Origin of the sequence: Streptomyces sp. NPDC097617 (genome assembly GCF_044761485.1) — a bacterium.
Classification (GTDB): domain Bacteria; phylum Actinomycetota; class Actinomycetes; order Streptomycetales; family Streptomycetaceae; genus Streptomyces.
In genome coordinates, this window is sequence record NZ_JBIWCL010000025.1 from 114,044 (window position 1) to 137,329 (window position 23,286).

Annotated in this window: 19 protein-coding genes and 1 pseudogene; 12 read left to right on the plus strand and 8 right to left on the minus strand. The window is 72.3% G+C overall.

The window, feature by feature from the left end:
• Positions 1–225: 225 nt before the first annotated feature.
• Genes ACIQZO_RS31850 through ACIQZO_RS31860 form a run of 3 tightly spaced genes read right to left on the minus strand, consistent with a single transcriptional unit; the run spans position 226 to position 2,164 of the window.
• Positions 226–633: a PPOX class F420-dependent oxidoreductase gene (locus tag ACIQZO_RS31850; RefSeq protein ID WP_403632842.1), complete on the minus strand. Its 408-nt coding sequence runs from the start codon at positions 631–633 to the stop codon at positions 226–228.
• Positions 634–679: 46 nt separating this feature from the next.
• Complete coding sequence (locus tag ACIQZO_RS31855) at positions 680–1,162, minus strand: DUF456 domain-containing protein (protein WP_403632844.1); 483 nt, start codon at positions 1,160–1,162, stop codon at positions 680–682.
• Positions 1,163–1,186: 24 nt separating this feature from the next.
• On the minus strand, positions 1,187–2,164 hold the full coding sequence (locus tag ACIQZO_RS31860; protein ID WP_403632847.1) for a helix-turn-helix domain-containing protein: 978 nt from the start codon (positions 2,162–2,164) through the stop codon (positions 1,187–1,189).
• A 198-nt stretch (positions 2,165–2,362) separates the two neighbouring features.
• Between ACIQZO_RS31860 and ACIQZO_RS31865 the strand changes: the two genes are divergently transcribed.
• The 3 genes from ACIQZO_RS31865 (at position 2,363) to ACIQZO_RS31875 (ending at position 7,215) form a co-directional block, all read left to right on the plus strand.
• Complete coding sequence (locus ACIQZO_RS31865) at positions 2,363–4,372, plus strand: S8 family peptidase (RefSeq protein WP_403632850.1); 2,010 nt, start codon at positions 2,363–2,365, stop codon at positions 4,370–4,372.
• Positions 4,373–4,437: 65 nt separating this feature from the next.
• Positions 4,438–5,691 carry a hypothetical protein gene (locus tag ACIQZO_RS31870; RefSeq protein ID WP_403632852.1) on the plus strand — a complete coding sequence of 418 codons (1,254 nt, stop codon included), beginning with the start codon at positions 4,438–4,440 and terminating at the stop codon, positions 5,689–5,691.
• A gap of 102 nt (positions 5,692–5,793) precedes the next feature.
• On the plus strand, positions 5,794–7,215 hold the full coding sequence (locus ACIQZO_RS31875) for a protein phosphatase 2C domain-containing protein (RefSeq protein WP_403632855.1): 1,422 nt from the start codon (positions 5,794–5,796) through the stop codon (positions 7,213–7,215).
• Between the two features lie 154 nt (positions 7,216–7,369).
• Here the strand turns inward: ACIQZO_RS31875 and ACIQZO_RS31880 are convergent, their stop codons facing one another.
• Positions 7,370–7,585, minus strand: coding sequence for a hypothetical protein (locus tag ACIQZO_RS31880; RefSeq protein WP_403632858.1), 216 nt, complete (start codon positions 7,583–7,585; stop codon positions 7,370–7,372).
• 187 nt (positions 7,586–7,772) lie between these two features.
• On the opposite strand from ACIQZO_RS31880, the pseudogene ACIQZO_RS31885 reads away from it, so the two are divergent.
• Together ACIQZO_RS31885 and ACIQZO_RS31890 are read left to right on the plus strand one after the other, a co-directional pair.
• A pseudogene (locus tag ACIQZO_RS31885) lies at positions 7,773–8,280 on the plus strand (thiamine pyrophosphate-dependent enzyme); the annotation flags it as partial.
• A gap of 129 nt (positions 8,281–8,409) precedes the next feature.
• Positions 8,410–8,856: an ATP-binding protein gene (locus ACIQZO_RS31890; RefSeq protein WP_403632861.1), complete on the plus strand. Its 447-nt coding sequence runs from the start codon at positions 8,410–8,412 to the stop codon at positions 8,854–8,856.
• 43 nt (positions 8,857–8,899) lie between these two features.
• On the opposite strand, the gene ACIQZO_RS31895 is transcribed toward ACIQZO_RS31890, so the two are convergent.
• On the minus strand, positions 8,900–9,958 hold the full coding sequence (locus tag ACIQZO_RS31895) for a DUF2637 domain-containing protein (RefSeq protein WP_403632864.1): 1,059 nt from the start codon (positions 9,956–9,958) through the stop codon (positions 8,900–8,902).
• A gap of 208 nt (positions 9,959–10,166) precedes the next feature.
• A complete protein-coding gene (locus ACIQZO_RS31900; protein WP_403632867.1) occupies positions 10,167–11,027 on the minus strand; it encodes a (2Fe-2S)-binding protein in 861 nt (286 codons plus the stop codon).
• 139 nt (positions 11,028–11,166) lie between these two features.
• Here ACIQZO_RS31900 and ACIQZO_RS31905 point away from each other — a divergent pair, with 139 nt between their 5' ends.
• Positions 11,167–11,832 (plus strand): GntR family transcriptional regulator, encoded by a 666-nt coding sequence (locus ACIQZO_RS31905; protein WP_403632870.1) that lies wholly within the window; start codon positions 11,167–11,169, stop codon positions 11,830–11,832.
• A gap of 124 nt (positions 11,833–11,956) precedes the next feature.
• Here the strand turns inward: ACIQZO_RS31905 and ACIQZO_RS31910 are convergent, their stop codons facing one another.
• Both ACIQZO_RS31910 and ACIQZO_RS31915 read right to left on the minus strand, forming a co-directional pair.
• Entirely contained in the window at positions 11,957–12,763 is an 807-nt protein-coding gene (locus ACIQZO_RS31910; protein WP_403632873.1) for a hypothetical protein, read from the minus strand.
• A gap of 166 nt (positions 12,764–12,929) precedes the next feature.
• Positions 12,930–14,609, minus strand: coding sequence for a PucR family transcriptional regulator (locus ACIQZO_RS31915; protein ID WP_403632876.1), 1,680 nt, complete (start codon positions 14,607–14,609; stop codon positions 12,930–12,932).
• A gap of 254 nt (positions 14,610–14,863) precedes the next feature.
• Here ACIQZO_RS31915 and ACIQZO_RS31920 point away from each other — a divergent pair, with 254 nt between their 5' ends.
• From ACIQZO_RS31920 to ACIQZO_RS31945, 6 genes are all read left to right on the plus strand, one after another.
• The gene (locus ACIQZO_RS31920; protein WP_403632879.1) at positions 14,864–15,760 is read left to right on the plus strand and encodes an FAD binding domain-containing protein; all 897 of its coding nucleotides are present in this window, start codon (positions 14,864–14,866) and stop codon (positions 15,758–15,760) included.
• A 2-nt stretch (positions 15,761–15,762) separates the two neighbouring features.
• The gene (locus ACIQZO_RS31925) at positions 15,763–16,371 is read left to right on the plus strand and encodes a (2Fe-2S)-binding protein (protein WP_403632882.1); all 609 of its coding nucleotides are present in this window, start codon (positions 15,763–15,765) and stop codon (positions 16,369–16,371) included.
• Positions 16,372–16,373: 2 nt separating this feature from the next.
• Positions 16,374–18,776 carry a xanthine dehydrogenase subunit D gene (gene pucD / locus ACIQZO_RS31930; protein ID WP_403632885.1) on the plus strand — a complete coding sequence of 801 codons (2,403 nt, stop codon included), beginning with the start codon at positions 16,374–16,376 and terminating at the stop codon, positions 18,774–18,776.
• A 321-nt stretch (positions 18,777–19,097) separates the two neighbouring features.
• A complete protein-coding gene (locus ACIQZO_RS31935) occupies positions 19,098–20,561 on the plus strand; it encodes an NCS2 family permease (RefSeq protein ID WP_403632888.1) in 1,464 nt (487 codons plus the stop codon).
• Positions 20,562–20,644: 83 nt separating this feature from the next.
• On the plus strand, positions 20,645–21,796 hold the full coding sequence (locus ACIQZO_RS31940; RefSeq protein ID WP_403632890.1) for an XdhC family protein: 1,152 nt from the start codon (positions 20,645–20,647) through the stop codon (positions 21,794–21,796).
• Positions 21,797–22,026: 230 nt separating this feature from the next.
• Positions 22,027–23,259, plus strand: a complete 1,233-nt coding sequence (locus ACIQZO_RS31945; protein WP_403632918.1) for a YncE family protein — start codon at positions 22,027–22,029, stop codon at positions 23,257–23,259.
• Positions 23,260–23,286 lie beyond the last annotated feature (27 nt).

Here is a 23,286-nt window from a genome sequence, read left to right on the forward strand (position 1 = left end):
GGGTTAGCGGGGGGGGGGCCCCCAACCGGGGGGGGGGGGGGGGGGGGGGGGGGGGGGGCCCCCCACCCGGGGGGGGGGGGGGGGGGGGCCCCCCCCCCCCCACCCCCGGACGCGTCAGCCGGGCTGCCGCAGGGCCTGCCGTGCGCCGTGGGCGACTGGCTCACCCCCCCACAACTGTCGCCCCTGCGTCCCTGAGCGGAGCGTCAGCACGGCGCTCGGATCGGGTCACAGCCCCCACACGTGGACGCGCTCCGGATGGATCCGGATCACCTCCGGGCTGAAGTGCGGGCCCAGCTCGTGCGGGCCGGTCTCCAGCGTCGCGCGGCCGCGGATCTCGATGCCGCGCACCTTCCACGGCCGGGTGCTCACCAGATCGTCCACGACCAGGGACAGCCGCGGGTTGCCCCGCAGGTTGCGCCACTTCTTCGTCGTGCCCATCGCCAGCCCGCCCACGAGGATCGTGCCGTCCTCCTGCGGGAAGAACCCCACCGGGTTCGCCTGCGGCTGACCGGCCGCGTCCACCGTGGCCAGCCGGCCCAGATGCTGGGAGCGCAGGTATGCCAGCTCCGCCTCGCCGAAACCCTTGAAGTCCGTCACACCCGCAAGCCTTGCAGCCCCCGCACCGCACCGCATCGGGCCGCAGCCCTACGCCGAGGGGCGTACGCCGCCGCGCGGACGGCTATCCCGTGACCACCGCCCCCACCCACGCCCCGACCACCATCAGGCACGCGAACAGCTCCACCAGCACGCTCGTCCCCACCGAACGCATCACTGCCCGCACCGACGCCAGGGCTTCGCCGTGCGTCCCCAGGCGGAGCCGCTCGCACAGGTAGATGCCGCCCACGAATCCCGGTACCGCCCCCACCACCGGGACCAGGACGAAGCCCAGGACCGCACCGGCGCCCGCGAACACCGCCATCCGGGAGGTGACGCCGAGCCCCCGCACCCGCCGGGGCGGCAGCAGCCACTTCACCACCTGGACCACCAGCAGCAGGGCCGTCGCCGCGACCAGCAGGGACCAGGCGAGCGTCGAGCGCACGTGCAGCGCCCACCACACCAGCCCCGCCCACACCAGCCAGGTGCCCGGCACCCCCGGGATCAGCACTCCGACCACCCCGAGCAGCAGCACCAGCCCCACCAGGAGCAGCTGAGGCAGATCCATGCGCTCAGCCTGACCGACCAGCGGCTATCGGGCCACCCAGCCCCGCTCGAACGCGTGCCAGCCCAGCTGCAGCCGGGTGGTCACCCCGGAGAGCTCCATCAGCCCCTTGACCCGCCGCTGCACCGTCCGCAGCCCCAGCTCCAGGTGCTTCGCCACGCTCGCGTCCGTCATACCCGCCAGGAGCAGCGAGAGGATCTCCAGATCCGTGGCGTCGGGGCTGCCCCCGGACTCCTGCGCCGACCCGGCCGGCCCGAGCCGCAGCGGCAGCGACTCCCGCCACACCGCCTCGAACAGGCCGGTCAGGGACTCCAGCAGCCCCGACGCGTGCACGACCAGCGCCGCCGGCTCCGCCCCGCGGGCCGTCAGCGGGACCATGGCCAGCGTCCGGTCCGCGATCACCAGCTTCGTCGGGACCCGCTCGGTCACCCGGACCTGCTCGCCCCGGCCCAGTGCCGTCGACGCCTCCCGGATCCCGCTCGGCAGGCCCAGCACCTCCCGCTCGATGACCACCCGGTAGTCGACCCCGCGGCCGAAGGCCCGGTCCTCCGCGTCGTTGTCCGTCCCCGTCACCACCTGCGGCCGGCCGGTGACCAGCGCGCAGACCTCCTTCTCCGCGCCCAGCTGGATCTGGTGGAAGCGGTGCGCGACCGCGCTCGCGCCCTGCACCACCTCCACCAGGTCGTGCACCGCGGGCTCGGTCGCCTCCGCCCGGTACTCCTCGGCCAGCAGCGCCGCCGCCAGTTCCGCCTGCTCCAGCTCGTGCCGCTGCTGGGTCAGCAGGGCCCCGAGGGCCACCCCCGGCGGGGCCGCCACCCAGCGCCCGGGCCGGGCCGAGGACTGTGCCGCCAGCCCCTGCCGCTCCAGGTGGCGCAGGGCCCGTTCGGTGTGCGGAACCGGCAGGGTCAGCCGGTGCGCGAGATCGGGCACCTCCGCCGCCCCCAGCGCGACCAGCGCGCGGTACGCCGACTCCTGGCCCTCGTCCAGCCCTATCGCACCCAGCATCCCGTCCACCCACCTTTCGACACGCGCCTGGCGGGAAGCGGCCACGGCGCAAACCCGCCGCGGACATCATCGCCGCACCCGGCGCCACTCTGCCAAGGTGACGCCACCGCAGCACCAACATCCGCCGGCCTGAAGCCATTTACGCGGCGCTTTCGCCGTGCAATGCAGTAGTTGGCCGGAATTCACCTGGGGAGAGCGATGCGTCCGATATCGCGTACGGCACTCGGGGCGGCCACCGCGGCCGTCCTGGCTGTCACCGCCGTCGGCCCGTCGGCGGCGCAGCCGGCCGACGGAGCGCCCGGAGCGGGGAAGAGACCCCTCGTCGGCAGCGAGGCGGCCGGAAAGCAGCCCACGGCACCCGTCACGGTGACCCTGGTCACCGGTGACCGGATCCTGGTGTCCACGGACACCGCCGGCCGCACCGCCGCCACCGCGATGCCGCGGGCGGACGGCTCGCAGCCGCTCGTGCAGACCCGCCGGTCGGGCCAGGACCTGTACGTCTACCCCGAGAGCGCGGTCAAGGCGCTCGCCGCCGGCACGGTCGACGACGAGCTCTTCAACGTCACCGGCCTCGTCCGGCAGGGCTACGACGACGCGCACACCAAGAAGCTGCCGCTCATCGCGGTCTACGACGGTTCCGTGAACGTGGCGCGCAGCGCCCCGCCCGCCCCGCGCGGCGCCGACCGCGCTCTCGTCCTCGCCTCCATCGGCGCCGTCGCGCTCGCCGCCGACAAGGAGCAGGCCGTCGCGTTCTGGTCCGACGTCACCGGTACGGACGCCCGCGCGCGCTCCGTCTCGGGCGGGCTCAAGAAGCTGTGGCTGGACGGCAAGGTCCGGGCGAACCTGGAACGCTCCACCCGGCAGGTCGCCGCCACCGCCGCCTGGGCCGCCGGGTACGACGGCAAGGGCACCAAGGTCGCCGTCCTCGACACCGGTACCGACCTGGACCACCCCGACCTCAGGGGCCGGGTCTCGGCGTCGAAGAACTTCACCGACTCCGACACCGATGCCGACCGGCAGGGCCACGGCACCCACACCATCTCCACGGTCGGCGGCTCCGGCGCCGAGAGCGGCGGCGCCAAGAAGGGTGTGGCTCCCGGCGCCGAACTGCTCAGCGGAAAGGTCCTCAACGACGGGGGCTACGGCCTCGATTCATGGATCATCGCGGGCATGGAGTGGGCCGTCGAGGCCAAGGCCGACGTGGTCTCCATGAGCCTCGGCGACCCCTCCCGGACGGCCTGCGACGACCCGCTGGCCGCCGCCGCCGAACGGCTCTCCCGGCAGGGCCCGCTGTTCGTCGTCGCCGCCGGCAACTCCGGACCCGGCAACAACACGGTCTCCTCGCCCGGTTGCGCCGCCTCCGCCCTGACCGTGGGCGCCGTCGACCGCGACGACCGGACGGCCGTGTTCTCCAGCCGCGGCCCGGCCGGACTCCAGCACACCCTCAAGCCCGAGATCGCCGCGCCCGGCGTGGGGATCTCCGCCGCCGCGGCGGGCGGCCGCGGGGTGTACGCGTACCAGTCCATGTCGGGCACCTCGATGGCCACGCCGCACGTGGCGGGCGCCGCCGCCATCGTCAAGCAGTGCCACCCCGAGTGGAACGCGCAGCAGATCAAGGCCGCCCTCGTCGGCTCGGCCGCGACCGGGGTCCCCGGCGACGTCCGGGAGACCGGCGGCGGCCGCCTCGACGTGAAGGCCGCCCTCGACGCCACCGTCACCGGCGCGCCCGCCGTCCAGGGCGGCACCTACAACTGGCCGCAGGACCGCAGTGACCGCACCACCGTCGAGGTCCCCTACACCAACACCGGCACGAGCCCCGTCACCCTGAACCTGGCCGTCGAGAAGGTCACCGGCAACGACGGCTCGCCCGTCCGCGGCCAGGTGGCCCGCCTGGCGCGGCGTACCGTGACCGTCCCGGCCGGCGCCACCACCAGGGTGCCGCTCGCCCTCGACCCGGCGGCGAAGCTGGAGCGCTCCCAGTACGGCGACGTCACCGGCCGCGTCGTCGCCACCGCGAACGGCGTGCGCGTCTCCACCCCCTTCTCGCTCTACGTCGAGCCCGAGACGGTGACCCTGCGCGTCAAGCTCGTCGACCGGGCGGGCCGCCCCGCCGCCGGCCCCTCCTCGCTGGACGTGATCGGCACCGACGACGCCACCGGCGAGCGCCGCTTCAACTCGGAGACGAGCGGCGCGGCCGCCCGCCAGTAGGACGCGAACTCGAACCCGCCGTCCTCGGCGCGGCCTTCGACGGAGGCGTAGAAGCCGCGTATGGTGTGAAGGCGGTCGACGGGGCCCTGCACGAGATCGCGCAGAACGCGCGGGCCGCCGGTGCCAAGGCGGTCCTCGCCCACCGCGAGGCACCCGGCCGCTGGACCGGATTCACCGGCTACGCGGGCGGCGCGCTGCCCGCGCTGACCATCGAGACCGGCGAGGCGAAGGCGCTGCTGGCCCGGCTCGCGACGGGCCGGGTCACCCTGTCCTGGAAGGCCGAGGCGCAGAGCCCGTACGTCTACTCCCTCGCTCTCCCCGAGACCGGTGAGGTCAAGGGCGGCGGCCACACCTACCGGGTGCGCGACCGCGACCTCGGACAGACCGAGTCCACGTACAACTCCATGGGCGTGGCGGCCGACTTCATCGACCTGGCCGGGGCCTACCGGCCGATCGGCACCGCCGTCCAATTCGGCGGCATCGAGACCGTCGCGGCCCCGGGCCGGCGCACCGAGTACCACTCCGCCGGGGACACGGCCTGGGAGCAGCTGCTCTCCAGCAGCTTCCCCTGGGGCGAGTTCATGGTCGGCGAGCAGCGCACCTACGGCAAGGGGCAGCGGACCAGCGCCACTTGGTACGACGGAGTCACCGGCCCGGTCGCTCCGCGCGACGCCGCGGGCACGGAGACCCTCGCGGCGGAGCGGCAGGGCAACCTGATCGGCTTCGCGCCCGCCATGTGGGGCGACAGCGCCCACGCGGCGCAGCCCGGCTCGTTCGGCGACATCGGATCGCTCGTGCTCGAGCGGGACGGCGAGGTCGTCGGCGAGAGCTGGTACCCGTTCGGGGTCTTCGAGGTGCCGGCCGAGGAGGGCCGGTACGAACTCACCCAGTCCATCGAGAAGATCGGCCCGCCCGCCCGCGTCTGGGAGCGCTCCACCGCGGTGCGGACCACCTGGGGCTTCTCCTCGAAGCTCGACGCGGCGGCGTACTCCCAGGGGCTGGGGGTCCTCTTCCCGCGGTACGCGGCCCCGCTGGACGCGATGAAGACGGTAGCGGCGGCGAACGGCCAGAGCATCGGGCTGGGAGTCACCGGCCACGCCGGCTACACGCCGGGTGCGCTGAAGTCGGCGAAGCTGTCGTACTCCTACGACGGTGAGCACTGGACGCAGGCGCAGGTGACCGAGCGCGGCGGCCGGTGGAGCGCGGTCGTCGACCACGCCGGAGCCTCCGGGAAGCCGGTCTCGCTGAAGGCCGAACTGACCGACGCGAAGGGTGCCACGGTCACCCAGACGGTCGTACGGGCATACGACGTGCGCTGATCCGTACGGCTGGAACGGGAGGGGTCCACCGGACGGCGGTCCGGTGGACCCTTTTCGCGCATTCGGCGTTTTCCGTCCCCATGGGGGGTCGAGAATGAAGCCATGAGTCAGCAGGGCGCGGACGACTGGTGGCAGAAGCTTTACGAGGGCCCGGACGCGGGAGCGGAACCCGATCCGGGGGACACCCTGGACCACCGGTTCCGCTCGGCGGCGGGCGTGACAACGGACCCGGCCCAGGGCCCTGGCCCTGGCCAGGAACTCGGCCACGGCCCGGGGCAGGGGCAGGTTCTCGGGTCGGTGCCGGGCCTCGGGCCGGATCCGGGTGCGCCGGAACCCCCGCGTGCCCCTGAACCCTTGCTGCCCGGCCCCCGGCAGGGGAGCGCGGAGCCGGGGCCCGCCCCGACGCGGACCCCGACCCTGCCCACCCTGCCGCCGCCGCGGGACCCGCGGTCGGGCGGTGCCACCGGGTACGCGCTCGGGGGCGTGGACGTGCCCCCGGTGGTGGAACCCGAGCTTCCGGTGCGGCGGCCGGAGTCGCCACGCACGGAGCCCCGGTTCGATCCGCCGACGTCGGCGCCCCCCGTGGCGCCGAATCCCGGGCCCGTCACGACGCCCGCATCCCCGTTCGAGTCCGCGTCCGAGTCCGAGCCTGGACCCGGAACCACGGCCCTGCGGCCCGAGGTGTCCCACTTGGGCGACCGCGCCCCCACCTACGCGCCCGAGCCGGGCGCCCTCCCGCCCGCCGACCCGGCCGCCCTCGACGGGCTGACCCCGGACACCGTGCTGGACGGTGCCCGCTACGGCACCTACACCCTGCGTGCCGCCTCCGTGCGCGGGGACTCCGCCCGCTACCGCGGCGAGGCCCGCCGCGACTTCCTGCTCACCGCCCGCTTCGGCAGCGGCGACGACGCCCTGGTCCTGGTGGCCCTCGCGGGCGGGGACCGCGCCGCCCCCGGGGCGGCCGAGGCCGCCGCCGAGCTGTGCCGCACGGTCGCGGCCGCCGTCGGCCGCAGCCAGGACCGGCTGGCCGACGACATCCGCGCCGGACGCCGCGACGCCCTGCGGTCCGGCCTCCAGCGCCTCACCGACCGGGGCTACGGGCGACTGCGGGCCCGCGCCGCCGAGATGGGGCTCGAGGAGCCGGCGTACTGGGCGGGACTGCGCGGGCTGCTGCTCCCGGTGGACCCGCAGTGCCGTACCCGGGTGTGCTTCGGCGCCGGGGCGGGTGGTGTCTTCCGGCTCCGCTCGGGCCGGTGGCAGGACCTGGAGCCGGCCGGGCAGGCCGAGGACACAGAGGGCGGTTTCCGCTTCCGTGCAGCCGTGGCCCGGCCGGGGGACACCCTGCTGCTGTGCTCCGGGGGCCTGGCGGAGCCGATGCGGGAGGAGGCCGCCCTCCCGGCGGAGCTCGCCGCCCGCTGGGCCGAGCAGGAGCCGCCGGGCCTCGCCGCCTTCCTCGCGGACACCCAGCTCCGCCTCAAAGGGTACGCCGACGACCGCACGGCCGCCGCGGTCTGGGAGGTGTGACCGGCGCGCCCGCGCCGCCGCGCGGCCGGACGGCAGCCCCGGAAGGGATCGGCCTCGACCCTCATGACGTACGTATCTCGCTGTAACGGTGACGGTGCAGCATGCTCATGCCGGAGCGCCCCGCGGCGTGTGGCCGCGGGGCGCCCGGCGCGATTCAGTCGATCTTCTCGCCGCCGCGCGTGCCACCATCGCAGTAGCCGGTCGCAAGGTTGACCGTTCCGCCGCCGTCCTCGCACTCACCCCTGGTCGGGCTGGCGCCGGTGACGGCGGTGTTGGGGGCGGCCGCCACAGCGGTGGCGGCACCCGTGAGGCCGAGTCCGGCGAGGGCTGCCGTGGCCGTGACGGCGGCCAGAATTCGTCGCATGCGCATGTGGTTTCCCTTTCACGATTAATTCGGTTGGGGCACTACTCAGCTTGATCTTCACCCATGTGGGTGGCGCGTTGGATTACTCCATTCGGGTGACGCCTGTAGAGCCGCCGGGCCCGGTCGGACCTTGCGTTCCCGGGCGACGTACGGAGGACCGTGCGCGTCCTGAAGGCGCCGGTGCGGCGAAGCCGACACCGGCATGTGCAATGCGTGGGCGGCGCGCTATCGTTCCCCGAACGGCAGTCAAGTGGTGTCGATGTCGGGTGACGGTGGTTGCTCGGTGCCGGTGGGAGATTTCCTCACCCTGGTGCAGTACGACCCGCCCGTCGAAGTGGTCCTCTTCGACAACTCAGCGCTCGGAACGGTCCAGTGGGAGAGGTCGGTTTCCGGCCTGCCCTCCCACGCGACGACGGACAAGGACCCGGACTTCGCCGCCGCCGCGCGCGGCCGGTGCGTCCGTGGCCCGCGTGGAGAAGCCCCGAGCAGCTCACAGGGCCTCGCGGGACGCTTCTCGGTACCGGGGAGCCGCTCCGGTGGACGTGGTCGCGGACCCGGGAGCCCTATCGATTCCTCCGAAGACCAGCGCTGGGACGGTGACCGGATCTGCACGGTCCACCGGCAGGATCGTGTGGCGCGGAGGGGTGGGCCGCGTGATCCGGACGGCTCGTTCCCACCCCCGCGACGTACCCCGCCCGTAAGCCCGCAGGAGTGCGGAACCGCCCGGGGGGCATGCATCCCGTAGACCTGTTCGAGAGCAAGGATACGGGAGGGACATCGCCGTGCGGGTGGGGGCGAAGACCGGGAAGTTGTGGGGGAGGGGGAGGCCGGTGCCGCGTGAGCCGTCCGCCGACGAGGACGGGGAAGCGGTGGACGCGCTGCGGATCACCCGGAGCGTACGCCGGGCCGACCTGAAGGCGATCGGTGAAGTGCGCAGGGCTCTGCGGGAGTTGATGCGGCACCGGTGCCGGACCGATGCCGCCGAGGTGGCCGAACTGTTGATCACCGAGCTCGTCACCAACGCGCTCGTCCATACCGACCGGGGTGCGGAGGTGCACGCGAGTCTCGCCGCCACCCGCTTACGGGTGGAGGTCCGGGACTACGCCGCACGCCGTCCCCGGCCGTACGTACCGACCGCCGACGACGGTACGCACGGCCGGGGACTTGTGTTGGTACAGGCGCTCGCAGACGACTGGGGCGTGGACGCGCTCGTCCTGGGCAGTGGCAAGGTGGTGTGGTTCGAGCTCGACGCACGGCATGACGCAGGGCCCGCCTGAGCAGGCGGGCCCCACGGGGTTTCCCCGTATCTCGGGGACCGGGTCAGCCGAACTGCTGCTCCAGGTCCTTCAGTTTGCGCTCCAGCGAGTCCAGCCGGGGAATGGTCTGGGTGTCGTCCTCGGCGGTGAGGTCCACCGTCCGGGTGCCGGTCGCGTCAGTGGATTCGGTTGCGTTGACGGCCTGCAGGGAGGGCCGGCGTCGTAGTGGCAGCTGTCCCGATTCCGGTATGGCCGGCTCCGCGCCGACCGGCGCGGAGCCCGCTCCCTGCGTCAGTTCGGGAAGCTCGACCTGGCGGCCGCGGGACCGCCCGAACGCCCGGTTCTGCCGGCCCAGCGCCTTGATGCGCGCCCGGTCCAGCCGGTTCTGGTCGCGCCTGCGGTGCCGGTCCTGCTCCCTCTCCTTCTTGTCCTCGCGCACCTCGTCCACGGCCTCGTCGAGGGTGCGCACCCCCTCCAGCAGCATGAGCGACCAGGCGCCGAAGGTCTCCCGGGGGGCCCGCAGCCAGCGGACCATCCGGATCTGGGGCAACGGCCTGGGGATCAGGCCCTGTTCGCGCAGCGCCGCCCGGCGGGTCTGCTTGAGGGCGCGGTCGAAGAGCACGGCCGCCGAGAGCGACATCCCCGCGAAGAACTGCGGGGCCCCGTCATGGCCGAGGCCGCGCGGGGCGTGCACCCAGTTGAACCAGGCGGCCGCGCCCGCGAACAGCCAGACGAGCATGCGCGAGCCGAGGGCCGCGTCACCGTGGCTGGCCTCGCGCACGGCGAGCACCGAGCAGAACATGGCGGCGCCGTCGAGGCCGAAGGGGACCAGGTACTCCCAGCCTCCGGAGAGATTGAGGTTCTGCCGGCCGAAGCCGACCAGTCCGTGGAAGGAGAGCGCGGCGGCGACCGCCGCGCAGCAGAAGAGCAGAACGTACGAAGCGCTCCCGTAGACGGCTTCCTTGCGCCGCCGCCGTTCCTCGCTGCGCTCCCAGCTGTCGTCGGCCGCGGCTTTCTCGCTCTCCCGCTTGCCACGGGCCAGTACCGCAACTGCCGCAAGTACGCCCAGGATCAGCAGGCTGCCGGGCAGCAGCCAGTCCAGCGATATGTCGGTCAGTCTCATGCGGATGTCCCTTGCCTCGCGTATGCGGCTATGCGGCTGTGCGGCTTTCCGGGCGCCATAGTGGCGCAGCCGGTGAGTCGTGCACGCGGGTTTCGGGGCAAGTGGACGCCATCGGGGGGCGGGGCCCGCCGGATAGGGTGTTGTGATTCGAACTGGCGCCCGTGCGAAGCGAGTTGCGTTCGATTACGGTCAGTCGTACGGGGTGGGTTCAGGCAGCGGTCGCCGCGATGCGGGCGATGCGGTCGGCGTCGCAGGTACGCGGGCAGGTGACGCAGGTGTCCTCGGGGCGGATGGTGTAGAAGAAGCAGCAGCCGGCCCGGTCCCGGGTGGGCAGCTCCTGGCCCTCGGGCCCGGTGAGCGTACGGAACCCCGCACCCCCGGTGTACGGGGCCGTCGAGCCGGGCAGCAATGCCTCCAGCTCGGCCATCGCGCGCTCTTCCTCGCCGAGCAGGCTGCCGATGTACCAGAGGCTCTCCACGACCTCGTCGGTCGCCATGCCCCACAGGGCGCGGCGGCCGCGCCGCATGCGCGGGCCGAGACCTTCCAGCAGCGGTCCGAGGTGCTGGGCCACCGCAGCCCGTACCTCCTCGCGCAGCGCCTCCTCGTCGGGCACGACACGGGCCCCCGGAAGTACGGCCGCCGGATCGTCCGGCAGGCAGGCGAATTCCCCCACGCGCACGCTCAGCCGTCCGAGGGTCCGGTGGAAGGCCACCTCGCCGACCGGGAACCGGGGCACCCGCCGGTGCAGGAACCACGGGAGGGTGATCAGCAGGCAGGCCGGCCACGCGTACCGGTGCAGCCCGAAGCCCGCGATCACATCGGGCCGGGCCTGGGTCCCGTAGTCCCGCAGGACCTGGGCGTTGTCCCAGGCGAGGAAGGCGTCCAGGGCCGGCCCGCCGGCCGCGAGCTCGTCCGCGCCGACCCATCCCGCACCGCGAGGGAGGGGTTCGTCAGCGGTTCGCTCGAGCACCCGCAGGCCGCCGTACGCCTCGGCCAGCCGGTTGTACGCATCCGTCACCGCAGAGCCGGGCGGGGCGGATGTGACAGCCGGGAAGGTCGTGACGGTCATGACGGGCCACCGAATCACAGAATCACACGATCGTTAACAGGTTAGCCTTACCTTACCTGATTCGGATCGATCCGCACCTCCTCCGGGCGAGCGCCGTCACTTATTCTCAAGGGCAGGTCGAGACCCGGAGGAGGACCGCGTGCACGAAACGGCCCATGCCCGGGTACCGGCACAAAGGCGGAAGGTGTTGCGCCATTCGGTGCGCGGTCAGGTGCTCGACGCCCTGCGCGCGGCCCTGCTCGAAGGCGAGCTGGTGCCGGGAGAGATCTACTCCGGACCGGCCCTGGGGGAGCGCTTCGGGGTTTCCGCCACCCCCGTCCGCGAGGCGATGCAGCAGCTGGCCGCGGAGGGGGCGGTGGAATGCCTGCCGAACCGCGGGTTCCGGGTGCTCTCCCGCACCCCGCGGGAGCTGGCCGAGCTGGCCGAGGTCCGGACGCTGCTCGAAGTCCCCGTGATGCTCCGGCTGGCCCGCACGGTGGCCCCGGACACCTGGGAGGCGCTGCGCCCGGCCGCGGCCGCCACGGCCGAGGCGGCCGCGGCCGGTGACCTGCCGGGCTACGCGGAGGCGGACCGGGACTTCCACCGGGCGGTGCTGAAGCTGGCCGGCAACGACCAGCTGGTGCAGGTGGCGGAGGAACTCCACCGCCGCGCCCAGTGGCCCCTGCCGGGCGCTCCGCGGGTGCGGCGGGCCGATCTGGTCGCCGACGCGGCGGAGCACTCGGCGCTGCTGGAGGCGCTGATCGCACGGGACCTCCCCGTGGTGGAGTCCCTGGTCCGCGAACACTTCGCGGGCTCCCCGGCCTGACCACCCCCGGGGCCCCCGCCCCGGACCCGGCGCCTCGAACGCCGGCCGGGCCGAAAAGGTCGCCTCAAACGCCGGCCGGGCTCAAAAGGTCGCCTCAAACGCCGGCGGGGCTCAAAAGGTCGCCTCAAACGCCGGCGGGGCTGGATTCGGTCGGGTGGAGCTGGTCCGCCAGCCAGGTGGGGACGCCGCCCAGCAGGTGGAACAGCCGGCGGGCCTCCGCGCGCAGCCGGCTGGCCTCCGGTTCCGGTTCGGCCTCGGCCAGCGCCGCCAGAGCCGGGGCCGTACCGATCAGGAAGCCCAGTTCCTCCCGGATGCGCAGGGATTCCGCGAAGCCCCTGCGGGCCTCGGCCACCTCCCCGTCCCGCAGGGCCAGCGCGGCCAGGTGCCGCCAGGTGAAGGACAGCAGCAGGGCGTCCCCGTGCGCCTCGGCCCCCGCGTGGGCCCGGTGGTAGGCCGGCCGGGCCGACTGCGGGGCGCCCGCCAGGTGCTCGGCCACGAGCCCGCGCCGGAAGTCCAGCAGCGGGCGGGTCCGGGACTCCGGGGACAGCAGGGCCGCCGCCCGGCCCAGCGCGGAGCGGGCCTCGTCGGCCCGGTCGCGTACGCCGAGCACGGTCGCGGCGTACGCCAGCTGGCCCCGTTCGCACGCGGCCGCGCCCCGGTCGTCGTCGTCCTGGGCGATCGCCTCGGCGATCCGCAGCGCGTCCTCGGCCTCGGCCCAGCCCTGCCCGGTGAACAGGCACCGCTCCACCAGCAGCGCGGTCCGCTGCACGGCCGCCCCGGCATTGCCGGCCCGGTCGGCCTTGCCGACGTGCGGCGTCAGCAGCGCCGCCGCGTCGGTCCAACAGCCGCGCGAGCGCAGCCGCCATATCGCCCGCTGAAGGGGGTCGTCCCCTCCGGTTGATCCGGCACCCGACATGGCGGTGTCCGCCACATTGCCCTCCCCAAAGCAACCAAGCAGCGCGTCATTGAGCCCTGGGGCGAAATGAGAGCACGGATCGGCGGCATCGGCCAAGGGGTTGGGTGAACTCTTTCACAAAGTCCGGACGGATCATCAGCCGCCCCGTGGCCGAACCCGCGCGGCCGCGGGGCGGATCTTCTCAGCTCATCCGCAGTGCGAGGAAGAAGTCGAGCTTGTCCTCGAGCCGGGACAGGTCCCGGCCCGTCAACTGCTCGATTCGCCCGACGCGGTAGCGCAGCGTGTTGACGTGCAGGTGCAGGCGCGTCGCGCAGCGGGTCCAGGAACCGTCGCAGTCCAGGAAGGCCTCCAGCGTCGGGATGAGCTCCGCGCGGTGGCGCCGGTCGTAGTCCCGCAGCGGGTCCAGCAGCCGGGCCGTGAAGGCGCGGCGGACGTCGTCCGGGACGAACGGCAGCAGCAGCACGTGCGAGGCCAGCTCGTGGTGACCCGCCGCGCAGACCCGGCCCGGGCGCGCCGCTGCGACCCGGCGGGCGTGCCGGGCCTCCTCCAGCGCTCCGCGCAGCCCCTCCGCGGAGTGCACGGCCGCGCTGACGCCCAGCGTGAGCCGGCCGTCGTCGGCCAGACCGGCCGCCAGGGGGTCCCGTACGGTCGCGAGGAGCTCGTCGGCGTGCAGGGCCGACGCCGGGCCCTTGTCCTCCCCGGCGTCCCCGGACAGCGAGGGCAGCGGTACCAGGGCGATGGCCTCGTCACCCGCGTGGGCCACGGCGATGCGGTCCGAGGGCTCGGGCCCCGAGACCGACGGGTCGACGAGGATCTCCTCCAGCAGCGACTGCGCCACCGGGCCGCCGGGGATCTCCCCGCCCTCCCAGTCCACCCGGGCCACGACGACCTGCCAGTGCGGGGCGGCGCCCAGGCCGGGCAGCAGCACCGGGGCGGCCACCCGCAGCCGGGCGGCGATCTCGGCGGGCGGCGCACCCGTCTGGACCAGCTCCAGGACCTCCTGTGCGAGGCGGCGGCGCACCGTGCGCGCCGCGTCGCGCCGGTCCCGTTCCACGGCGATCAGCTGGGTGACGCCCTGGAGCAGGTCCAGGCGCTCGGCGGGCCAGTCGCCCGCGTCCGCCTCGACGGCGAGCAGCCAGTCCGAGAGCACCGTCTCGCGCACGTCCCGGGCGGCCGGACCGGCCGCGCCGCGGCCGTGTCCCCTGATCGGGAAGAGCGAGTAGGTAATACCCTGGATGGAGATCCGATGCGGCCCCCTGCGGCCCGTCCGGACCGCCGCAAGGTGCTCGCCCGCCAGTACTGCGCACACGCCCGGCGCCAGCGGCTCGCCCGCCCCGGCGATCTGCCGGCCGGTGGGGGACAGCACCCAGGCCCGGAGATCGAGGTCGGTGGTGAGCAGATCGAGCACCACGTCGGGGCCGCCGCCGGCCGGACCCGAGGTCATCAGCCGGCGGTGCCGGTCCACGACGGCCGCCAGGTCTCCGGCGCGCTCGCCCGAGACCTGCCGCACGACGTACTCGGTGATCGTGGCGAATGCAACGTCCTCGTTCACAGCGAACAGCGGCAGCCGGTTGCGCACGCAGGCCGAAACGAGATCGTCCGGAATCGCGCTCAGCTCCGCCTCGCCCGCGGCGAGGCCGGCGACGCCCGCACTCGCCAGGATTCGTACGAATGGCTCGGAGTCGGCTGAATTTCGTCTCCAGGCCAGGCCAGTGAGGACCAGCTCGCCCCCCGACAGGTACCGGCTGGGATCGCGCAGGTCGGTCGTCATGACCCCGCGGACCGTCCGGTCGAGTTCACCCTCGCCGCCGAGCAGCCGCAGCCCCAGCGCCTCGGTTTCCAGCAGTGCGCGCAGCCGCATGATGTCGCCGCCGATCTGTCTCGAATGTTGCCGTTGGAAATCGGGCAGGTCGTCGCATCCTGCCTTTCATACGAATCTACAAGACGAGGGAGGCCGTCAGCCAACTCCTTCATGGTTTCGGTGACTGCACCCGGGGGACGGGCGGCTTGTGTACTGGGTCCACACCGCGTTAACAGCACGTGAACGACCAGTCGAGGGCTCCCGGGCCTCCTGGCTCGAAGTAAACGACACGATGAAGAAGAAGAGAGCCGCTCATGGACTTCCTTCGCCCCGCCAGCTGGGAGGAGGCACTCGCCGCTAAGGCCGAGTACCCCACAGCTGTGCCGATTGCGGGTGGCACCGACGTGATGGTCGAGATCAACTTCGACCACCGTCGGCCGGAGTACCTCCTGGACCTGAACCGCATCGGTCTGCTGCGGGAGTGGGAGGTCGGCGAGGATGTGGTTCGCCTGGGCGCCTCCGTCCCGTACACGCAGATCATGGAGAACCTCCGTACGGAGCTTCCGGGACTGGCGCTCGCCTCGCACACGGTCGCGTCCCCGCAGATCCGCAACCGCGGCGGCGTCGGCGGCAACCTCGGTTGTGCCTCGCCGGCCGGTGACTCCCACCCCGCGCTGCTCGCGGCGGGCGCCGAGGTGGAGGTGGAGTCCGTACGCGGCTCCCGCCTCATCCCGATCGACGAGTTCTACACCGGCGTGAAGCGCAACGCGCTCGCCGCCGACGAGCTCATCAAGACCGTCCACGTCAAGAAGGCGGACGGTCCCCAGCAGTACTCCAAGGTCGGCTCCCGCAACGCGATGGTCATCGCGGTCTGCGCGTTCGGCCTGGCGCTGCACCCGGACACCCGCACGGTCCGCACCGGAATCGGTTCGGCCGCGCCGACCCCGATCCGCGCGAAGGCCGCCGAGGAGTTCCTGAACGCCGCGCTCGAGGACGGCGGCTTCTGGGAGTCCGGCAAGGTCATCACCCCGTCGATCGCCAAGCAGTTCGGTGACCTCGCCTCCGGCGCGGCCAACCCGATCGACGACGTCCGCGGCACGGCGAAGTACCGCCGTCACGCGGTCGGCATCATGGCTCGCCGCCAGCTCGTCTGGACCTGGGAGCAGTACCGCGGAACCGGCAACGGCCGCTCGCTTGAAGGGGCTGCGTAATCATGCGCGTCAATTTCACTGTCAACGGCCGTCAGCAGGAAGCCGACGACGTGTGGGAGGGCGAGTCCCTTCTCTACGTCCTGCGCGAGCGCCTGGGCCTGCCCGGTTCCAAGAACGCCTGTGAGCAGGGCGAGTGCGGTTCCTGCACCGTCCGTCTCGACGGCGTGCCGGTCTGTTCGTGTCTGGTGGCCGCCGGTCAGGTCGAGGGTCGCGACGTCGTGACCGTCGAGGGTCTGGCGGAGTTCTCCAAGCAGCGCGACGAGCACGGTCACGGCGGTGCCTGCGGTACCGGCGGCGGTTGCGGCAGCAAGGGCGTGACCCTGGACGCGGCCAAGCAGTGGCAGGCCAAGCCCGCCGGCGACTCCCAGACCGGCGAGGGCGTGGAGCTCTCCAACATCCAGCAGGCATTCATCGACGCCGGCGCCGTGCAGTGCGGTTTCTGCACCCCGGGTCTGCTCATCCAGGCGGACGCGCTGCTGGAGGAGAACGCCTCCCCGTCCGACCAGGACATCCGTGAGGCCCTGTCCGGCAACCTCTGCCGCTGCACGGGCTACGAGAAGATCCTCGACGCGGTCCGCCTCGCGGCCGCCCGTCAGTCAGAGGCGGTCTGACCATGGCTCAGAACACCCGCACCGTGCCCGCCGGTACGCCGACGAACGTCACCCAGAAGCACAACAAGGGCGGCATCGGCGAATCGATTCTCCGTCCCGACGGCACCCTCAAGGTCACCGGCGAGTTCGCGTACTCCTCGGACATGTGGCACGAGGACATGCTGTGGGGCCAGACGCTGCGCAGCACCGTCGCCCACGCCGAGATCGTCTCCATCGACATCTCCGAGGCCCTCGCCATGCCCGGCGTGTACTCGGTGCTGACGTACGACGACCTGCCGGCCGAGATGAAGAACTACGGCCTGGAGATCCAGGACACCCCGGTACTCGCCAACGGCCGGGTACGCCACCACGGAGAGCCGGTCGCCCTCGTGGCCGCCGACCACCCGGAGACCGCCCGCCGCGCGGCTGCCAAGATCAAGATCGACTACCGCGAGCTGCCGCTCGTCACGGACGAGGCCTCCGCGCTCGCCCCCGACGCGCCGCTGATCCACGAGGGCCGCGACGACCACCACATCGGTCACGTCCCGCACCCGAACATCGTGCACCGCCAGCCGATCATCCGCGGCAACGTGGAAGAGGCCCGCAAGCGCGCCGACGTCATCGTCGAGGGCGAGTACACCTTCGGCATGCAGGACCAGGCCTTCCTCGGCCCGGAGTCCGGCCTGGCCGTGCCGTCGCAGGACGGCGGCATCGAGCTGTACGTCGCCACCCAGTGGCTGCACTCGGACCTCCAGCAGATCGCCCCGGTCCTGGGCCTGCCGCCGGAGAAGGTCCGTATGACGCTCTCGGGCGTCGGCGGTGCCTTCGGCGGCCGCGAGGACATCTCGATGCAGATCCACGCCTGCCTGCTGGCCCTGGCCACGAACAAGCCGGTCAAGATCGTCTACAACCGGTTCGAGTCCTTCTTCGGCCACGTGCACCGCCACCCGGCGAAGCTCTACTACGAGCACGGCGCCACCAAGGACGGCAAGCTCACGCACATGAAGTGCAAGATCGTCCTGGACGGCGGCGCGTACGCGTCCGCCTCCCCGGCGGTCGTGGGCAACGCCTCCTCCCTCTCGGTGGGTCCCTACGTCCTGGAGGACGTGGACATCGAGGCGATCGCGCTCTACACGAACAACCCGCCCTGCGGCGCGATGCGGGGCTTCGGCGCCGTCCAGGCCTGCTTCGCCTACGAGGCCCAGATGGACAAGCTCGCGGCGAAGCTGGGCATGGACCCGGTCGAGTTCCGCCAGCTGAACGCCATGGAGATGGGCACGGTCATGCCGACCGGCCAGGTCGTCGACTCCCCGGCGCCCGTCGCCGAGCTGCTGCGCCGCGTCAAGGCCCGCCCGCTGCCGCCGGAGCGCCAGTGGGAGAGCGCCGGCGAGAGCGCGGACGTCCGCGCGCTGCCCGGCGGCCTGTCGAACACCACGCACGGTGAGGGCGTCGTCCGCGGCGTCGGCTACGCGGTCGGCATCAAGAACGTCGGCTTCTCCGAGGGCTTCGACGACTACTCGACCGCCCGCGTGCGGCTCGAGGTCATCAACGGCGAGCCCGTCGCGATGGTCCACACGGCCATGGCGGAGGTCGGCCAGGGCGGCATCACCGTCCACACGCAGATCGCCCGTACCGAGCTGGGTGTCACGCAGGTGACCATCCACCCGGCCGACACGCAGGTCGGCTCCGCCGGTTCCACGTCCGCCTCCCGGCAGACGTACATGACCGGTGGCGCCGTGAAGAACACCTGTGAGGCCGTACGCGAGGCCCTCCTGGAGATCGGCCGCCGCAAGAACGGCTCGTACCACCCCGCGTGGGCGACGGCCGAGCTGCTGCTCGAAGGCGGCAAGGTGGTCACCGACGGCGGCGAGGTCCTCGCGGACATCGCCGACATCCTCGAGAACGAGGCCATCGACCTCGAGCTCGAGTTCCGGCACGCGGCGACCGAGCCCTTCGACCTCGTCACCGGCCAGGGCAACGGCCACGTCCAGTACACCTTCGCCGCGCACCGCGCGGTCGTCGAGGTGGACACCGAGCTCGGCCTCGTCAAGGTCGTCGAGCTGGCGACCGCGCAGGACGTCGGCAAGGCCCTCAACATGCTTTCCGTGGTCGGCCAGATCCAGGGTGGTACCACCCAGGGCCTGGGCGTCGCGATCATGGAAGAGATCATCGTGGACCCGAAGACCGCGAAGGTGCGCAACCCCTCCTTCACGGACTATCTGATCCCGACCATCCTCGACACCCCGACCATTCCGGTCGACGTCCTGGAGCTCGCCGACCCGAAGGCCCCCTACGGCCTGCGCGGTATGGGCGAGGCCCCGACCCTCTCGTCCACCCCGGCCGTCATCGCGGCGATCCGGCAGGCGACGGGTCTTGAGATCAACAAGACGCCGATCCGTCCGGAAGCCCTTACCGGGACCCTCTAGGACGGCGTGGTCCGGGGGCCGCGAGGCCCCTGGACCTCCTCAGACTCTCCGGGCGGTGCGCATGGGAACGTCACACTTCACGGCGCACCGTCCGGAGGACCTACGAAGCACCGCACCGCTCGCGGTCCCTTCACTTGGCAGTACCCCTGCAAGAACCCCCGTAGTACCAGCGGTCACCCCCGCACTACCCGCAGTAAACGCAGTGCACCTTCGCGTCGCCTCGGGCCGTCACCCCGGGTCGTGCAGCCAAACGCACCATCCCAAATCCCGCGTCTCCAATCTCCAAGCGGGTGCCCCTTTGAACCTTGGGAGTTAGGCACCATGACCCAATCGTCAGTAGAGCCCAAGACCACCGCGGAAGAGGCCGGCGACGGCTCTCAGCCACCCGCCGGACGGTCCTGGCTCGACCGCTACTTTCACATCACGCACAGAGGCTCCAACGTCGGCAATGAGGTGCGTGGCGGTATCACGACCTTCATGGCCATGGCGTACATCCTGCTGCTCAACCCCCTGCTCCTGTCGGGCAAGGACGTCGCCGGCACGGTGATGGACGGGTCGGCGATCATCACCGCCACCGCCTTCGCCGCGGCCGTCACCACGCTCCTGATGGGCTTCGTCGGCAAGGTGCCGCTCGCCCTTGCCGCCGGTCTGTCCGTGTCCGGCGTGCTGGCCTCGCAGGTGGCCCCCCAGATGACCTGGCCGCAGGCCATGGGTATGTGTGTGGTCTACGGAGTCGTGATCTGTCTCCTGGTCGTCACCGGCCTCCGAGAGATGATCATGAACGCGATCCCCCTCGCGCTCAAGCACGCGATCACCATGGGCATCGGCCTCTTCGTCGCCCTGATCGGCTTCTTCAAGGCCGGTTTCGTCGGCAAGGGGCCGGAGTTCGGTCCCCCCGTCCAGCTCGGTGCGGTCGGCGAGCTGTCCGGCTGGCCCGTCCTGCTCTTCTGCATCACCCTGATCGCCATCTTCATGCTCCAGGCCCGCAAGGTGCCCGGCGCGATCCTGATCGGCATCGTCGGCGGTACCGTCCTGGCCGCGATCCTCAACGCCATCGTGGACATCGACCCGAAGGCCTGGAAGAACGGTCCGCCGGAGCTCGACGGCTCCGCGGTCTCGATGCCGAACTTCTCGCTCTTCGGTGACGTCTCCTTCGGCGGCTGGGGCGACGTCGGCTACATGACGGTCGGCATGATCGTCTTCACGCTGGTGCTCGCCGGCTTCTTCGACGCCATGGCCACCATCATCGGCGTCGGCACCGAGGCCAAGCTGGCCGACGACAAGGGCCGCATGCCGGGCCTGTCCAAGGCGCTCTTCATCGACGGCGCCGGTGGCGCCATCGGTGGCGTCGCGGGCGGCTCCGGTCAGACCGTGTTCGTCGAGTCCGCGACCGGTGTCGGCGAGGGTGCCCGTACGGGTCTCGCCTCCGTGGTCACCGGCCTCTTCTTCGCCGCCTGCCTCTTCTTCACCCCGATCACGCAGATCGTCCCGGGTGAGGTCGCCTCCGCGGCCCTGGTCGTCATCGGCGCGATGATGATGCAGAACGCCCGCCACGTGGACTGGGCCGACAGCGCGACCTCGATCCCGGTCTTCCTGACGGTCGTGATCATGCCCTTCACGTACTCGATCACGGCCGGCGTCGCCGCCGGTGTCATCTCCTACGTCGCCATCAAGATCGCTCAGGGCAAGGCCCGGGAGATCGGCGGCTTCATGTGGGCGCTGACCGCGATCTTCGTGGTCTTCTTCGCCCTGAACCCGATCGAGCACTGGCTCGGGGTCGGCTGACCAGGCCGGACCCGGTCCGTCCGACGAGTACCGCACCCGCCACGTATCCGATACTGGAACCGAACCTCTCCGAGGAGGCCCCCATGCTGGACATCGCCGAAGAGCTGAACCGGTGGGTCGGGCAGGGACGTGACTTCGCCGTCGCCACCGTCGTGGCGGTCGGCGGGAGCGCGCCCCGGCAGCCCGGTGCCGCACTCGCTGTCGACAGCGAGGGCACGGCCATCGGTTCGGTCTCCGGTGGATGCGTGGAGGGTGCGGTGTACGAGCTGTGCCTGCAGGCGCTGGAGGACGGCGAGACCGTCCGGGAGCGCTTCGGATACAGCGACGACGATGCCTTCGCCGTGGGGCTGACCTGCGGCGGAATCATCGACATCCTGGTCACCCCGATCCGTGTGGGCTCGCCCGCACGGGAGGTGTTCGCGGCCGGCCTGGCCGCCGCGGCCCGCGGCGAGGCGGCGGCGGTGGCCCGGATGGCGCAGGGCCCGGCCGAGCTGATGGGCCGCGCCGTGTTCGTCCGTACCGAAGGCGCTCACCAGGGCGGATTCGGCGGACACCCCGAGCTGGACCGCACCGTCGCCGAGGAGGCCCGCGCCATGCTCGAGGCCGGCCGGACCGGCGTACTGGAGATCGGCGCCGACGGCCGGCTCTGCGGCGAGCCGCTGAAGGTGCTGGTCGAGTCCAGCGTCCCGCCCCCGCGGATGATCGTCTTCGGCGCCATCGACTTCGCGTCCGCCCTGGTGCGGATCGGTAAGTTCCTCGGCTACCGGGTGACGGTGTGCGACGCGCGGCCCGTCTTCGCGACGAAGACCCGCTTCCCCGAGGCGGACGAGATCGTCGTCGACTGGCCCCACCGCTACCTGGAGACCACGGACGTGGACGGCCGGACCGTCCTGTGCGTGCTCACCCACGACGCCAAGTTCGACGTCCCGCTCCTCGAACTGGCCCTCAGACTTCCCGTCGCCTACGTCGGCGCCATGGGCTCCCGCCGCACCCACGAGGACCGCAACAAGCGGCTGCGCGAGGTCGGTGTGACCGAGCTCGAACTGGCCCGGCTGCGCTCCCCGATCGGCCTGGACCTCGGCGCCCGCTCCCCGGAGGAGACCGCGCTGTCGATCGCCGCCGAGATCGTCGCGAACCGCCGCGGCGGCAGCGGCGCGGCCCTGACCGGCGCGCACATCCCGATCCACCCGGACGTCTCGCGCACGGTGATCGACCGGATCGGTTCCGTGGCCTGACCGCCTGACCGCCTGACCGCCTGACCGCCGAAGGTGAGAAAAGGGCGCGACCCGTGGGGGTTGCGCCCTTTCGGCGTTCCTCCTATCTTACCGGCCGGTAAGAGGAGGCACCCTCTCCATCCCTTCCCCGTAGCGGAGTTGAGCGGATGTTACGAACCGTGCGAGCCCTGCGAGCCCCGCGAAGCGGCGGAGCCCCGCGAACCGGCCGAGCCCCGCGCACCGCGCGGACCCTGGGTCTGCTGGCCGCGGCCACCCTCCTCACCGCCTTCACGCCGGCCCCGGGCGGTACCGGCCCGGGTGGCGGCCCCGGTGAAGGCCTGCGCGAGGTGCTCTTCGTGGGGAACAACTGGGAGGGCACCGCCGACGTCCTCGCCTCCACCGGCGACCTCGCCAAGGTCGGCCGGATCGACGTGGTCCCCGACAAGGCGGAACGCCTCCGGGAGATCTACCTCAACCCCGTCAGACTCGCCTTCTTCCTCGGCATCCGGGAGAGCGCCGGCGAGGGGCACGACCAGTTCGTCGACGACATGTACACCACCCCCGACGGCTCCGCCGTCGTCGTCTCCCGCCCCAGCTTCGCCGACGTCGTGTCCATCGACCTGGTCTCCGGGCGCGTCAACTGGCGCTTCCCGGTCTCCGGTTTCCGGTCCGACCACATGGCGGTCTCCCCGGACGGGACCCGCGTCGCCGTCTCGGCCTCCACCTCCAACACCGTGCACGTCCTGGACATCACGACCGGGCGCCAGGTCGGCTCCTTCAAGACCGGCGACAAGCCGCACGAGAACACCTTCACCCGCGACGGCCGCTTCCTGTGGAACAGCTCCATCGGTGAGGTGAACACCGCCCTGGACGCGCCCTGGCTGGACTGGACCAAGGGCGACCGCAAGATCACCGTGGTCGACGCGCAGACCTTCCGCACGGTCCGGGTGATCGACATGCGGGAGCGGCTGGACGCCTTCGGCCGCCGGGACCTGTCCGACGCCGTCCGCCCGGTGTCCTTCAGCCCCGACGAGTCGAAGCTGTATTTCCAGGTGTCCTTCTTCAACGGCTTCCTGGAGTACGACGTGCCCTCCGACCGGATCACCCGCCTCAAGACCCTCCCGGCGAACCCCGCCACCAGCCCCGACCGCACCACGTGGGTCAACGACTCGCGCCACCACGGCATGTCCATGAGCCCCGACGGGGCGAAGCTCTGCATCGCGGGCACCATGGACGACTACGCGACGGTCGTGGACCGCGCCACCCTCGCCGAGGGCCCCCTGGTGCCGGCCGCCAAGCCGTACTGGGCCACGGTCGACGGTGACGGCAGCGCCTGCGTGATCTCCGAGAGCGGCGCCGACCGGGTCACGGCCATCGACTTCGCCACCGGCACCAAGCGCGTCTCCGTCCCCGTCGGCGACCATCCCCAGCGCGTCCGCCTCGGCCACGTCCCGGCCGGCTGGACCGGTCCCGCCGGCCGGTAGGCCGTCTCTTCCGGATCCTGCCGGGCC